Genomic DNA, 12702 nt, shown 5'->3' with positions numbered 1-12702 from the left:
TAGGGTTTGAGCGTGATATATTTGTACTGTGGAAATCAGGCGAGAGTGACACGCACGGCCGTACCTGCGGCGCTTAACCGGTGCGTAAATCCTCTCGCTTCTTCGCTTTTGATGAATCTTCAAAAAATCCCCTGCACTACTGGAAGGAAATAGGTGCTATTTGTCGAATCCATGTTTTAGGGAATACATACTGATTCATGGGAGAGTAACATAATGAAGGATAAGCTTAAAGGATTAATTGTTGGACTTACAATAGGTTCATTGGTAGTAGGTTCTACTGTGTTTGCCGGAACTAATGTAAAATTAAATGCTGTACTTGAAAACGTAAAGTTCATGTTCAACGGTGTTGAGAAACAATCGTCACAATCAATTATCTATAACGGGCAATTGTACATCTCAGCAAGTTCTTTTGCTAAAAATTCCGGTCAAGAGTTTACTTATGATGGGAAGAATAAAACAGCATGGGTTGGTAAAAAAGAGGGTACTTATAAATATTTGTCGGATTTATCTTATGCCAGGACAGATGTAGAGGGAGTGAAGTTCCACTTTAACAAGTGGGTAAATGCTGGCGACTATATTTTAAGCCCTTATAATGGGAAATTTATAATTGCTGATAATGAATATATACATGGTGTCGCTATAGAAAACATGGTTTTTCAATCTAATACAGGTAAAGGATCTATAGAATATAATTTGAATGGTAAGTACAAAAAGCTCACTGGATTTGTTGGTATTGATGACCATTCAAAAGATAGTGCAAATCCCGGAATGGTTAAATTTATCGCGGATGGGAAGGAAATATACTATTCATCTGAAATGTTAGGCGGAGATTTACCAAAAGAAATCAAATTGGACACATCTGGTGTACTTAAATTAAGAATTGAGTTCACAACTACAGGAGAAGATTATAGAAGTTCAACTATGATAGACTTTGTTGAAGCTAAGATTTTCCAATAGCGGAGGTTCCAAATGGCAAGAAGAAAGAGTAAAGCGAAGCAGGAAGAAGAGTTTTTCCAAGGGTTGGCTGGTCTAGCTGCGATGGGACTGGGACTTGGGGGATATTTAGTAACTAACTCGTTTCAGGGTGCTGTGGTAGGTGTTATTATTGGACTCGCCTCAATAACAGCAATGATGATTATTATCGGACAAAAACGAGCAGAGCGCTTGAAAAAATCAGGTATTGCGGACATCGATAAAATGGAAGGCGTTCAGTTTGAAAGATACTTGGGTCATTTATTCCGGGCGCAGGGATACAAAGCGGAGGTTACAAAGGCTGCTGGTGATTACGGTGCTGATCTGATTATCCAGAAGGATGGCAAGAAGATTGTTGTTCAGGCCAAGCGCTACAGTAAGAATGTAGGAATAAAGGCTGTACAAGAAGCGCAGGCATCGATAGCACATTATGGAGCTGCTGAAGCCTGGGTTGTATCGAACAGTGATTATACGGCAGCTGCTTATGATCTGGCGAAGTCGAACCGTGTTAAGTTGATAAATAGGGAAGCGCTGATTGAAATGATCTTGGCGATGAATCCAGAAGCAGCGCCTACACCGCAGTCTGTCATAGAGGAAGTGCCAGTGGATGAATATACATGTCCGAAGTGTGGTAACAAACTAGTCATTCGTAACGGTCCGAAAGGCCAGTTTTACGGTTGTAGTAGCTTTCCGAAATGCCGGCACGTTAAGTCAATCAAAGCAGTATAGCAAAAAAGTGAGTGATTTAGAGTTTAATCAATATAATATGGTATGGATCATCTTTTTCTGTATCTGGTGACTTTGACTCTGAATTCAGCTGGTATGTAAAATGGTCTTGTCCTCCTTTGTTACAAAGTACGTAAAGATTTTAAGCAAAGAGCGCAGCGCATTTGCTGCGGATGCATTGCAGACGCCGCCCTTTTCTTTTGCATTGCAGGAATTTTATCCCTTTTGTTGAAATACAGTGGCAGGAGGTGTTATATGGAAAATATCGGAAGAATGATGAGCGGTGCAATTTGGGCAGTGATTAAATCTCTAGCTCTGTATATGGTCTTGCCCGCATTCGCTGTAGGGTTAATTCTCAAGTTATTGCGTGTTAACGGGAGGGCTATAAGTTTCATAATGAGTGCCGTTGCTCTTGTAGGGCTATATTTTTTATTTACTCAGGGATTCCCTGAAATGACGGATAGAATACAGCAAGGTATCGAGCAAGGCAGTTCAAAATAATACATATCTCGAAAGTCGCTCATTATTGGGCGGCTTTTTTTATTATGTCGAAAGGAGCAGCAACCGTGAAGAAGAGAATTCAGCTGAAGGCTCCGCCCCGGCATCCAGAAAAGTGCAAGGGTTGTCTCTGGGGCAGATGGGAAGGGACAGCACAGTTTTGTTCCAGAGTGAAATGCCAGAAGGGAAAAAATCCTGAGCGTCGAATTAATCGTTTCTAGGAGGAGATATAATGAATTTAAGTAGCAGTGATATTATTGCAATAACCAATGCTCTCGCAACGCTAGCGCTGTCCATATTCGTTTACAGGGCTACCAAAAAATCGGCAGATGCAACTGTAGAGACAACTCGGTTAACTGAAGAATCCTTAAAGCTGAATCAGCAGATTATGGAACAGGCGCAGGCTGAGAAAAGAAATCTGAGACGAGCACTGCGGATTCAGTATATCGGCGTTCTCGGAAAAATCGCTAGCGATCTGCTAAATGGAGTAACAACATCAGATATTACTAAACTCGTAACTGCAGTAAATAAGTCGGATTATCAACATAATATTTCCGCAGAAAATCTTGCCGTTGCCTTTAGCCCGCATGAAATGAAGATAATCAATAAAGCATGGTACGCACTGAACATCTATTTCGAGAAATATAAACTTGCTGCCTATGATGGTAATGAGGCTGGCCAACTGGTTACACATGCTCCAGACATTATCATACCTTTTGAGGAAGTAAAACACCTAATTGAAGATATTAGAACAAATGAAGAAATGTACTAGCACTTTAGGATGTTTTTCTACTATCTTTTAAAAGGAAAAACTTCCTAGACGTCGAAATATGATGTCGATTGGAGGTGAAGAAAAAATGAGGCAATCTACAGCAGTTACGCAATTCATTATGGAATTAGCTTTTTTGGTTGATAAAGGCGTCACTTATCCAATTCATGAAGTTAATCAACATATTGAAAAGAAAGATTTGGTTGATTGGCTTGAAAGACAACACCCTTTTAGAACTGAAACGGGACTCGACCTAAGCTTGTTTGAGCCTAGTGATCGTGATTATCTCCATGATCAGCTTGAATCATACTGGGGAGGATATGCAGGACAAGAACGAAGAAAATGGGGAATTACCGATAACGGCCTTTGTATCGTTATTTGTTGGTTGACGGAAGTTATGCGGGATCTTATCGGTAGAAGCTAAATTGAAGCACCTTCGGGTGCTTTTTTCATGCCTATAAACGACCTTCTGTGAGGCGTTCTAAAGCTTTGTATGTAGGAACGTTCGTTTGTCTGGTGAAGCGTAGGAAAGAGCAGGACAGGCTGGTTCTCTTCGTCTCTTGCTGAGTATCTGACTACCCAAAGATGAAAAACCAACTCAACTTAAAAGGAAAAAATCTAGTAGTATTTTGAAGAGAAAAGAATGTAAGATTAAATAAATTTATTTATTTTTTATATGGTAAAAGTAACCGTACGGTGATAATATATCATCAAAAGATGATTTGAGGTGTTCGTATGGATGTTAACGACTATTATTTACAAGATGATGTGTTTATGACACCGTCTGAAGCTGCCTATCGTTGGCGTATGAAAAGAAATACACTAATTGCTGCGCTGAATCGAGGGAGATTTGATCATTTTATTAGAGAAGGATCAACGAAAAAATTCACTCAACACGGTGCTACTGAATGGTTAGTATCAGTGAGAGCTATGAGAGAGGCTTTTGGAGATGAAGATAAACTACAAGTATTTGAATTGGGTAATCTCCAAGGTGAAACTTCAGAACCTCGAAGTGCAATTTATTTCGATTATCGTTGGTTATGTATGTCTGCACCAGGTGTATTGATTTCAGAAGAGGTATTGGACCTTCTACGTACTTGTGAGGCTTACGAAGATGCTTTAAAAATAGCCTCGGATTGTGGTTTTGAAGTTCGGTCTGTCGAAGAAATCATTGGACAACTTCCTCTTTATGGATTTCCAGATAAACATGATCTATTAATATTACGGGAAAATAAGACTAAATCTTTGAGGATTATTGCTGAATGTTTAGGTGAATTAAAAAAGACTTTTCCAGCTGGGAATGATCAATTGAGTCCATACCTTAACAGTTGTAAAAAATTGCTTGAAGATGTATCAAGCAGATTAAATTGATGACGAAAAGCCATTCTCTATTTTGAGATGGCTTTTCGTTATCTTCGAGAGAGGAATAATTGCATGAACATCAGAATCATACCGATTGACCGGCTCAATGCAGCTGTCTATAATCCCCGCGTCGACCTTCAGCCAGGAGATCCGGAGTATGAGAAGCTTCGCCGCAGCCTGGACGAATTCGGCTATGTTGACCCTATAATCTGGAACGAGCAGACTGGTAATATGGTCGGTGGCCATCAGCGATACAAGGTGCTGGTCAATGAGCAGGGGTGTACGGAGCTGGCCGTATCAGTTGTCAACCTGGACCCGGAACGGGAGCGGTTGCTAAACTTGGCACTGAATAAGGTGTCTGGCCGCTGGGATGATGAAGCTTTGGCTCAGTTACTTAATGAGCTGCAGGAAGGAGGGGCTGATCTGGCGCTGTCAGGTTTTGATCCGGAGGAGATCGGAGAGCTGATTACAGAGTTTGGTAGCATTCCAGATACTGAGATCGATCTGCCGGTTGTGGAAGACGACTTCGACGTGCAGGGAGCTCTAGATCAGATCAAAGAGCCTGAAACACGCCTTGGAGATGTGTGGCAGCTTGGTCGTCACTTTCTCATGTGTGGTGACTCTACGAATGCAGAGGATGTTGCCAAGCTGATGGATGGGGTGAAGGCAGCTCTGGTTGTGACAGACCCACCTTATAATGTGGCTGTGAAGAGTGATTCGGTTCGGTTGGCTGAAGCAGGTACCAGCTCAATAATGAACGATGACATGCCCGCAGAGGAGTTTGCGGGCTTTTTGCATGCTGTTTTTGAACAGTACGCAGTTGTTATGGAACCGACTGCAGCAATCTATGTCTTCCATCCTTCTTCCTATCAACGGGAGTTCGAAGAAGCGATGAACGCTGCAGGGATTACAGTACGCTGCCAGTGCGTGTGGGTTAAGAACGTGGCTACTTTCGGCTGGGCGCAATACCGATGGAAGCATGAACCGGTGTTTTATGCCTACAAGAAAGGCAATGCCCCGGCCTGGTATGGCGATCGCACGCAGACTACGGTTTGGCGGTCCGGCTTACCGGCGGAAGAACCCCTACCTGAGACGGTCTGGGAGGTTTCGAAGGGGGATGTAACCAAGTATGTTCATCCAACGCAGAAGCCGCTGGAGCTGCTGGCCATCCCGATAAGGAACAGCAGTCGGTGCGGGAACACCGTTGCTGACTTCTTTGGCGGTAGCGGCTCCACCATGATGACTTGTGAGCAACTTGATCGATCTTGCAGGACAATGGAACTTGATCCAGTGTTTTGTGATGTGATCAAATTGCGGTACCAGGCGGCGACTGGCTCAGAACCGGTGCTTCTTCATCGTAGTGATCACACATAGTCAAGAGGGGACAGTAAGTTGAAAATCAAGACCCTCCTTTTTCCAAATTCGTATTATAATGATTCTTTACGGTTAAATATAATGAAGTAAGGGAGAATTTAAATGGAGATCAGACCTCTGAGCACCTTGATTATCAGAGATTTAATTTTTACAGTTCTAAAGGATAAGGAATTTTGTCGGTTACATTCTAAGGGGTATGATTTTTTTAATGCTAGCGGCGGAACGGAGTACAATTTGTTTCATTTAGTTGAGCGGAGAGCTATAGAAAAGAACCTTATTGACGAACAAATAAAGGTTTCTGTAAGTGCATGGGGAGTTCATGGAGATAATCTATTTGAAAACCACAATACTAACTTTACAAAGGTTGAGATTGAACGATTTTGGGAATCTTTTTATCTCCTTCTTAATTCTAATGTTATTGCACCTGGAATGTACAGGAATTCTTCGAGCTTACCATACTTTCATGTGACTGGTCATGGTGAGGAGTGCCTACAAGCAAATGAAATTTTACCTTATGATATTGATGGGTACTTAAAAAAACTTAAGGAGATTCCCAGTCTTAATGAATGGGTTGAATTTTATATCACAGAAGCACTAAAATGTTACAACGTTGGTTGTTATAATTCAGCAACAATGATGATCGGATTATCATCAGAACACTTGATTGAGTTGCTAATTTTTGAATTCTCCAAGTTGCTTGGGAAGACAACACATGAGATTTCATTTAAGTCAAATTCAAGTCATCATATACCACATGGAAAGACATTAAAAGAGTATTTTGACGAAAAAACTCAGCAGATCATGAAGATTTCAACAAGATATGAGTTTTTCAATGAAGTGATTTTGCCAAACCTACAAAATCTCCCTAGAGAAATAATGGACCTTCTTGATAGACCTTCTAGAAGAAGTTTTGGAGATTATTTAAGGCTAACTCGAAATGAAGTAAGCCACCCAAATGAAGTGAAGAGAGAACCGACTGAGACAATGCTTTTATTCATTGGGTTTGTAACTTATTGTTCTGCAATAACTAACATGATAAATATAATAAAAGCAATCTAATTAAGGTTCACTCATTATAATTAACCGCTTATTCAAGAGCGGTTTTTCTTTTGCCCAAAATAAAAGGAGGACGCGCTAACGTCCCCCTCATACAACCAGGGTATCCCCCGGCTGAGACAGCGGCGCGCCACGCGTGGCATTCTCAGACATCCGCTGTCTCGCATTCCATCATAACGGAAAGTCGAGGGGTACGTAAATGGGAACACAAGATGAAATTTTATTACAGCATGAGCTCGAAGTTATGGCCGGTATCCTGGAAAGTAAGGCTCAGTACCGTAAAATTATTAAAGCCGGCATAGCTAAATGGGTCAAGGACTTCCAAGACGGTCGAATTGAAATCAAGACGGTGGACGATCTGAAGAAGCTGATTGAGATAGATATTGAACTGCAGAAGGAAGACTATTAGGCTTCGACTGGCTTATCTTTGTCTCGGACTTCAATTCCTTTAAGTTTTCCTTCGGGTAAACGAGAAAAGAGTGAAGAAATTCTTTTTTTACGTGAGATACGTTCTTCAATAATGAAGTTAATAAGCTCAAACATTTGTAATGCGGTATCATGATCATCGCGAAGATCAAGTTCACCTGGATGTACTGATTCATTGCCAATAACACGAACGATATCCAGCGCCTGTTGGATCTCTTCGGGAAGACCCTTCTTGACTAGTGAGCCAATATCTTTATTTATATCTTTACCCGACTCCCCGAGCTCCAACATTAATTTTTGAAGAGCTAATCTGAGTAAAGCTGCTGCGCCTCTAGGAGATTGATTAACTATATTCCTAGCTTCAACAAAATCCTCTTTTAAAGATTCTGGCATATCAGAATGTGGTAGTGGAGCTGTGGTTGCAAGTGGGATTAACATCTTTTCATCAAACCAATAAGCTACTTCATGACAATGTTCACATCTACTCGTGAACAGTCGTTGGTTTACTATTGCTTGGCTACTGTAGTAGTGTGTATAATGCCATTTTTGGAATGCATAAACGTTACAGTATGGGCAATGAAATGATTCTTTTTGGAATGACGGTGGGAAATAAGCACTTGTCATATTTTCAACATCCTTTGGAATTAGTAATTAACAATATTCTTCATAATACCAAAAAATCCTTTTCGGGGGTGGTGACATGTAGCATGGCCAGAGAACGCAGTCCCGAAAGGGATAAAGCAAAGCTGATTTGGTTGGAGAGCAGCGGGATGATGAAGCTTAAGGACATCGCCGCTGCTCTTTCTATTCCGGACAGCAAAGTCCGAAAGTGGAAGACAATCGACAGTTGGGAAGATGAGCTTAAAGGGAGCGTTTTCCCCGAAGTCAAAGGGAGCGCTCCAATTGAATCGAAAGGGAGCGCTCCACATCGTGGCGCTCCCAAAGGGAACAAAAACGCAGTCGGTAATCGAGGCGGTGCTCCTCCGGGCAATCAAAACGCGAAGAGAAACAGCGGTGGTGCCGGTGGACCGCCTGGCAACAAGAAGGCAGTCACCACAGGCGAGCATGAAACCATTTGGTTGGATGCGTTAACCGAAACCGAGCAGCAGCTCATCGATCAGGTAGATACTGATCCGATCATCCAGGCGAATGAATCCCTTTACCTTCTAACGATCCGTGAGCGCCGCATGATGCACCGGATCAAATCCCTGATGGATGGGTTATCCGAGACCGAGCGCAGTGTACTCTACGAGATGAAGGCCATCAAGGAAGTCGCGGAGATCCATGATGAGAAGACTGGCATTTCGAAGAAGATCCCGCACAGCCGCAATGAAATGATGGAGTCTAAGATTGAGGAGAAGGGTTTCCGAAAGCTGGACGATATTGTGAAGCTGGAGGAAGCATTAACCCGCATCCAGGATAAGAAGATCCGCGCCATTGAGCTCAAGAATCGATTGACCGACGACGAAAAGCGTATCCGCATCGAAACCATGGAGTATGAGTTACAGATGCTTCGTGGCGGGGGTAAGGAAGACTTCGAAGACGATGGCTTTATGGATGCGCTGAAGGGTAGGGCGGCGGAGGTGTGGAACGATGGGGAAACTTAAACTTAAGCCACCAGCGTTCAAATGGGCTCCATTCTCTAATAAGCAGCTTAAAGTTCTGACTTGGTGGATGCCCGAGAGCCCGCACCACGATAAAGATGCAATCATCTGTGATGGTTCTGTCCGGGCTGGCAAGACGGTCTGCATGTCATTCTCCTATATAGCCTGGGGGATGGATACCTTCCGAGGAGAACAGTTCGGCATGTCAGGTAAGACCATTGGTGCGCTAAGGCGTAATGTGGTCGGTCCGCTGAAACGTATGTTGGCTAGCCGTGGGTATCATGTTCATGACAATCGATCTGAAAATGTTTTGACTGTGACCCGGGGCTTAATAAGCAACCGGTTCTTTTTATTTGGTGGACGAGATGAAAGCTCACAGGATCTAATCGCCGGGATAACGCTGGCCGGGATGTTCTTCGATGAAGTGGCACTCATGCCGAAGTCTTTTGTTGACCAAGCGACTGCTCGTTGTTCCGTAGATGGTGCTAAGCTCTGGTTCAACTGCAACCCTGCAGGACCATATCACTGGTTCAAAAAGGAATGGTTGGATCAGCTGCAGAAGAAGCACGCGCTGCATTTACACTTCACAATGGAGGATAATTTGTCTCTCTCCGAACGGGTGCGTGAGCGGTACCGGCGCATGTACAGCGGGATCTTTTATCAGCGTTACATCTTAGGGCTTTGGGTCATGGCCGAAGGGGTTATCTTCTCCAAGTTCAATGATACTGTTCACAAGAAGACACGAGACTGGTTCCCGGCCAAGTTTGATCGCAAATTCATTTGTATCGACTACGGGGCTAATAACCCGACGGCATTTCTGAAGTACGGAGTCCGTGGGAACGTTTATTATGAGCTGGATGAGTATTATCACAATATCCGCCATAAGGGTGAGAAAACGAATGGTGAATATGCGGATGACCTTGAGGCCTTTCTTGATGGTGATGAGTATTCAATCTTCATCGACCCATCAGCAAAGGCTTTTATTATTGAGTTGAAGAAGCGCGGGATTAACAATATCCGGGCTGCCGTGAATACTGTGCTCGATGGTATTCAGACAGTGTCTAACCGATTTCAGAATAATGAACTTTATATCTGTGCCGATAACACCAATTCCCTTCAGGAGTTGGTGTCTTACGTTTGGGATGAAAAAGCCGCCGAGCGCGGCGAGGACAAGCCTATTAAGCAAAACGACCATACCTGTGACGCGCGTAGGTACGGTATCCATACGGACTATCTCCTGCAGCGTGTGAAGCAGCGTAAAAAAGAGAGGGAGGAGCGATCTGATCATGATGTGGGGTGGGTGTAAGGCATGAGTGGCGAGGCACAGTGGTTCCAAATATCAAAAGCAGAGGACAGGCATATTCCCTCGAGCGCACAGTTACCTGATAGCTTTGAAAACCTATACGATCAGCACGGGCTGCTTCCGTTTCCACCAGGCAATGACCCTGCCTCCTGCAAACTTCTGGTTAAGAACAGTAACATCATTCCGCAGTGTATCGAGGCGTATAAGCGAAACATTGCTGGATATGGTATTGCTTTGGAGTACCTCCCTGGTGAGAGTGATCAGACCGCGCAGGAGGAGTGGAACAAGGCTGATAAGTTCTTGGAGACCTGTAACCTGGAGGATACGCCGGATGAGATTATCGGCTCCTTGATTGAGGACATCGAGAGCAGCGGGAATGCAAATGTGGAGGTCGCCTGGCCTGCCGGCAGTGAGTTCCCGACACTCTACCGAATCAATCCGAAATTCGTTCGTTGTACCCGGGAGACGGAGAGGGCAACGATTAAGCGGAGACGGTTAATTCGATCATCGAAGAAGATTGAGGAATTCTCCCAAGATATCTATGCCCGGAAGTATGCCATGAAGAGAGGGCAGTCCGTGGTGTGGTTCCGTCCATTTGGAACAGAGGGGCAAGGGAATCAGATTATTCCCTTAAAGTTAGGAAGTGATGGTCCTTACGGCGAACCGCGCTGGTTCGGGAATGCACCAGGAGTGGTTGGTAGTCGAGAGGCAGAGGAACTCAACGTTTCTTATTTCAGCAATGGCCGAATGCTCTCCATGCTGCTGACAGTGACCAATGGTCGGTTGACGAAACAATCTATGGAACTGTTGCGAAATGTTAAAGGGGCGCAGTCGCAGGGCGGTATACTCTACCTGGAAGCGATCGGGGAGGAGACTGGTGGGCCACTAGATGAGAAAGTCGAGAAGGTGTCTATTAAGCTGGAAAAACTGAATGATCTGCTGCAACAGGATGCCTTGTTTCTAGAATACGGGAAGGAAAAGAAAGCAGATATCCTCTCCGCGTTTCGGCTGCCACCGATACTTGTCGGCCAAAGCTCCGATTACAACCGAGCGACGGCGCAAGCGGCTCTAAGATTTGCAGAGGAACAGGTCTTCGAACCTTACCGCAAATGGATTATGGACGAGATCTTTAATAAGCGCTTGTTTCCAGCCCTGGGCATTTTCCGGGTACAGGCGACTTTGCGTGGACCGCGTATTATTGATCCGGAAGATCGCAAGGCGCTGCTGGACTTTATCGCAGACCGGGGTATAATGCTGGTCCGTGATCTGATCCCAATCGCCGAGGAAGTGCTGGACACTACTATTGATGAATCCAAGTACAGCGATGAGTATCTGGATACCCCGATTGCGCAGCTTGTGAGCAGTCAGCCTGTATTAACTGTGCCTGAACCTGACTCTGATGTGAACGATCTGCAGGAGCAGGTATCCATCATTGCCAAGCGTCTACTGCGGCAGAGCCATGATGAGGTAGTCGGTCATGTGTAAGGAATGCTGGGAGCTCATCGCCAAAGCGGACGATACTGAGTTTTTGAATAGTTTGGAGCTGACCCATGCGGAGCGGACAGTGCTGGAAGAGTTGTACAAGCAAGGTGAAACCCGAATAGTTGAAATCCTTGAGCTGCAAGGGAAGGCATTGCATGATGCGATTCTGGAACTCAGCGAGGAGTTGCTGATTGATATCGGTGAGCTTGGGAAGGTTCTGCTGTCTGTTCAAAGCGGTGATCTCTTTACAGTCCAGTTCGAGCAAGCGGTGTATGATGCTTTCACTCCGCTGTACCATTTGGCTGGCGAATCGGAGCTGACGGTGCTGAACACTGAAAAGATCTGGTCTACGAAGCATAAGGCGGCATCACGGTTTGCCAAGAAGCTGCAGAAACTTGTCCCGGATATGAACGGGACTAGCAAGGATGTCATGACCCGGGCCTTTCAGAAAGCCATCAAGGAGGGGAAGACACCTTCAGAGCGGGCGCTGCTGGTGCGTGAGATCAGCGCTGCGGCTGCCAAGGGTGAAGCCGGCCCATTTAATATGGAGCGGGCTATTACTGTTTCCCGGACCATGAGCACGGCGGCTGCCAACGGTGGTAAGTTGGAGGGCTGGAAGCAGTCCGAGGTGGTCAACGGTAAGAAATGGCGTTCTTCCAAGGGTGATCGCACCCGGAAGACACACCGTAAGGTGAACGGCCAGGTGCAACCGCTGGATAAGCCGTTTGAAGTCGGGAAGAGCAAGCTAATGTTCCCAGGAGATCCGTCCGGACGCGCTGAGGAGATTATCCGCTGTCGCTGTACGATGCAGTCGGTGATGGATTAGTTATCTCGGAAGACAATCAGCCCAATTTTTTTCATCTCCACGTTCAGGCTGTATTTTACCGGAAGCTATTTTATCCATATGAACAATGTGCTGCTCAATAGTATTTGTTATATCAGAAACCTTGCTGCTCCTCTTTTGAAAAACTCCAATGGTGTCATTTTTAATTAGAACACCAGCAACTACGTTAGCTGCAGTAGAAGCAGGCGTTCCTTTGTTTACCAAATCTCTGAACTCGGGTAGCATACCAATAATTTTTGCGTTTTCAGCAGGGGTCCATTGTCCATAGTTAGGCATTAGAAGCACT

General features: G+C 44.6%; 15 protein-coding genes. 13 read left to right on the top strand and 2 right to left on the bottom strand.

Features of this window, described 5'->3' with window-relative positions:
* Positions 1 to 213 precede the first annotated feature (213 nt).
* The 9 genes from ACWNM1_RS24610 to ACWNM1_RS24570 all read left to right on the top strand — a co-directional run bounded on the left by ACWNM1_RS24610 (position 214) and on the right by ACWNM1_RS24570 (position 7166).
* Entirely contained in the window at positions 214 to 957 is a 744-nt protein-coding gene (locus ACWNM1_RS24610) for an NPCBM/NEW2 domain-containing protein (protein ID WP_449603005.1), read from the top strand.
* A 12-nt stretch (positions 958 to 969) separates the two neighbouring features.
* Positions 970 to 1701 carry a restriction endonuclease gene (locus tag ACWNM1_RS24605; protein ID WP_449603004.1) on the top strand — a complete coding sequence of 244 codons (732 nt, stop codon included), beginning with the start codon at positions 970 to 972 and terminating at the stop codon, positions 1699 to 1701.
* A gap of 252 nt (positions 1702 to 1953) precedes the next feature.
* Positions 1954 to 2199, top strand: coding sequence for a hypothetical protein (locus tag ACWNM1_RS24600; protein WP_449603003.1), 246 nt, complete (start codon positions 1954 to 1956; stop codon positions 2197 to 2199).
* A 229-nt stretch (positions 2200 to 2428) separates the two neighbouring features.
* Positions 2429 to 2968: a hypothetical protein gene (locus ACWNM1_RS24595; RefSeq protein WP_449603002.1), complete on the top strand. Its 540-nt coding sequence runs from the start codon at positions 2429 to 2431 to the stop codon at positions 2966 to 2968.
* Positions 2969 to 3053: 85 nt separating this feature from the next.
* Positions 3054 to 3389 carry a hypothetical protein gene (locus ACWNM1_RS24590; protein WP_449603001.1) on the top strand — a complete coding sequence of 112 codons (336 nt, stop codon included), beginning with the start codon at positions 3054 to 3056 and terminating at the stop codon, positions 3387 to 3389.
* A gap of 311 nt (positions 3390 to 3700) precedes the next feature.
* Positions 3701 to 4336: a hypothetical protein gene (locus ACWNM1_RS24585; protein ID WP_449603000.1), complete on the top strand. Its 636-nt coding sequence runs from the start codon at positions 3701 to 3703 to the stop codon at positions 4334 to 4336.
* Positions 4337 to 4399: 63 nt separating this feature from the next.
* Complete coding sequence (locus ACWNM1_RS24580) at positions 4400 to 5701, top strand: site-specific DNA-methyltransferase (protein WP_449602999.1); 1302 nt, start codon at positions 4400 to 4402, stop codon at positions 5699 to 5701.
* Between the two features lie 102 nt (positions 5702 to 5803).
* Positions 5804 to 6760, top strand: a complete 957-nt coding sequence (locus ACWNM1_RS24575; RefSeq protein WP_449602998.1) for a hypothetical protein — start codon at positions 5804 to 5806, stop codon at positions 6758 to 6760.
* A 196-nt stretch (positions 6761 to 6956) separates the two neighbouring features.
* Positions 6957 to 7166, top strand: a complete 210-nt coding sequence (locus ACWNM1_RS24570; RefSeq protein ID WP_449602997.1) for a hypothetical protein — start codon at positions 6957 to 6959, stop codon at positions 7164 to 7166.
* Here ACWNM1_RS24570 and ACWNM1_RS24565 read toward each other — a convergent pair.
* Complete coding sequence (locus ACWNM1_RS24565; RefSeq protein WP_449602996.1) at positions 7163 to 7807, bottom strand: DUF4145 domain-containing protein; 645 nt, start codon at positions 7805 to 7807, stop codon at positions 7163 to 7165. The two genes, ACWNM1_RS24570 and ACWNM1_RS24565, sit on opposite strands and share 4 nt — an antisense overlap.
* An 83-nt stretch (positions 7808 to 7890) precedes the next feature.
* On the opposite strand from ACWNM1_RS24565, the gene ACWNM1_RS24560 reads away from it, so the two are divergent.
* Genes ACWNM1_RS24560 through ACWNM1_RS24545 form a run of 4 tightly spaced genes read left to right on the top strand, consistent with a single transcriptional unit; the run spans position 7891 to position 12398 of the window.
* On the top strand, positions 7891 to 8790 hold the full coding sequence (locus ACWNM1_RS24560; protein WP_449602995.1) for a phage terminase small subunit-related protein: 900 nt from the start codon (positions 7891 to 7893) through the stop codon (positions 8788 to 8790).
* Positions 8777 to 10093 (top strand): PBSX family phage terminase large subunit, encoded by a 1317-nt coding sequence (locus tag ACWNM1_RS24555; protein WP_449602994.1) that lies wholly within the window; start codon positions 8777 to 8779, stop codon positions 10091 to 10093. The genes ACWNM1_RS24560 and ACWNM1_RS24555 overlap by 14 nt, the downstream gene beginning before the upstream one ends.
* Positions 10094 to 10096: 3 nt before the next feature.
* On the top strand, positions 10097 to 11575 hold the full coding sequence (locus tag ACWNM1_RS24550) for a phage portal protein (protein WP_449602993.1): 1479 nt from the start codon (positions 10097 to 10099) through the stop codon (positions 11573 to 11575).
* Positions 11568 to 12398 carry a phage minor head protein gene (locus ACWNM1_RS24545; protein ID WP_449602992.1) on the top strand — a complete coding sequence of 277 codons (831 nt, stop codon included), beginning with the start codon at positions 11568 to 11570 and terminating at the stop codon, positions 12396 to 12398. The genes ACWNM1_RS24550 and ACWNM1_RS24545 overlap by 8 nt, the downstream gene beginning before the upstream one ends.
* Here the strand turns inward: ACWNM1_RS24545 and ACWNM1_RS24540 are convergent, their stop codons facing one another.
* Positions 12399 to 12692 carry a hypothetical protein gene (locus ACWNM1_RS24540; RefSeq protein WP_449602991.1) on the bottom strand — a complete coding sequence of 98 codons (294 nt, stop codon included), beginning with the start codon at positions 12690 to 12692 and terminating at the stop codon, positions 12399 to 12401.
* Positions 12693 to 12702 lie beyond the last annotated feature (10 nt).

The organism is Paenibacillus sp. Marseille-Q9583, assembly GCF_976954365.1.
The sequence above is the reverse complement of the archived record's forward strand: the minus strand, read 5'-3'. Positions and strand labels throughout refer to the sequence as shown.

What these genes read in the sequence shown, in the direction of transcription:
- ACWNM1_RS24540 (WP_449602991.1), bottom strand. Translation starts at nt 12,692, where the DNA reads ATGCCTAACTATGGACAATGGACCCCTGCTGAAAACGCAAAAATTATT.
- ACWNM1_RS24585 (WP_449603000.1), top strand. Translation starts at nt 3,701, where the DNA reads ATGGATGTTAACGACTATTATTTACAAGATGATGTGTTTATGACACCG.
- ACWNM1_RS24555 (WP_449602994.1), top strand. Translation starts at nt 8,777, where the DNA reads ATGGGGAAACTTAAACTTAAGCCACCAGCGTTCAAATGGGCTCCATTC.
- ACWNM1_RS24575 (WP_449602998.1), top strand. Translation starts at nt 5,804, where the DNA reads ATGGAGATCAGACCTCTGAGCACCTTGATTATCAGAGATTTAATTTTT.
- ACWNM1_RS24605 (WP_449603004.1), top strand. Translation starts at nt 970, where the DNA reads ATGGCAAGAAGAAAGAGTAAAGCGAAGCAGGAAGAAGAGTTTTTCCAA.
- ACWNM1_RS24545 (WP_449602992.1), top strand. Translation starts at nt 11,568, where the DNA reads ATGTGTAAGGAATGCTGGGAGCTCATCGCCAAAGCGGACGATACTGAG.
- ACWNM1_RS24580 (WP_449602999.1), top strand. Translation starts at nt 4,400, where the DNA reads ATGAACATCAGAATCATACCGATTGACCGGCTCAATGCAGCTGTCTAT.
- ACWNM1_RS24595 (WP_449603002.1), top strand. Translation starts at nt 2,429, where the DNA reads ATGAATTTAAGTAGCAGTGATATTATTGCAATAACCAATGCTCTCGCA.
- ACWNM1_RS24570 (WP_449602997.1), top strand. Translation starts at nt 6,957, where the DNA reads ATGGGAACACAAGATGAAATTTTATTACAGCATGAGCTCGAAGTTATG.
- ACWNM1_RS24560 (WP_449602995.1), top strand. Translation starts at nt 7,891, where the DNA reads ATGGCCAGAGAACGCAGTCCCGAAAGGGATAAAGCAAAGCTGATTTGG.
- ACWNM1_RS24550 (WP_449602993.1), top strand. Translation starts at nt 10,097, where the DNA reads ATGAGTGGCGAGGCACAGTGGTTCCAAATATCAAAAGCAGAGGACAGG.
- ACWNM1_RS24610 (WP_449603005.1), top strand. Translation starts at nt 214, where the DNA reads ATGAAGGATAAGCTTAAAGGATTAATTGTTGGACTTACAATAGGTTCA.
- ACWNM1_RS24590 (WP_449603001.1), top strand. Translation starts at nt 3,054, where the DNA reads ATGAGGCAATCTACAGCAGTTACGCAATTCATTATGGAATTAGCTTTT.
- ACWNM1_RS24600 (WP_449603003.1), top strand. Translation starts at nt 1,954, where the DNA reads ATGGAAAATATCGGAAGAATGATGAGCGGTGCAATTTGGGCAGTGATT.
- ACWNM1_RS24565 (WP_449602996.1), bottom strand. Translation starts at nt 7,807, where the DNA reads ATGACAAGTGCTTATTTCCCACCGTCATTCCAAAAAGAATCATTTCAT.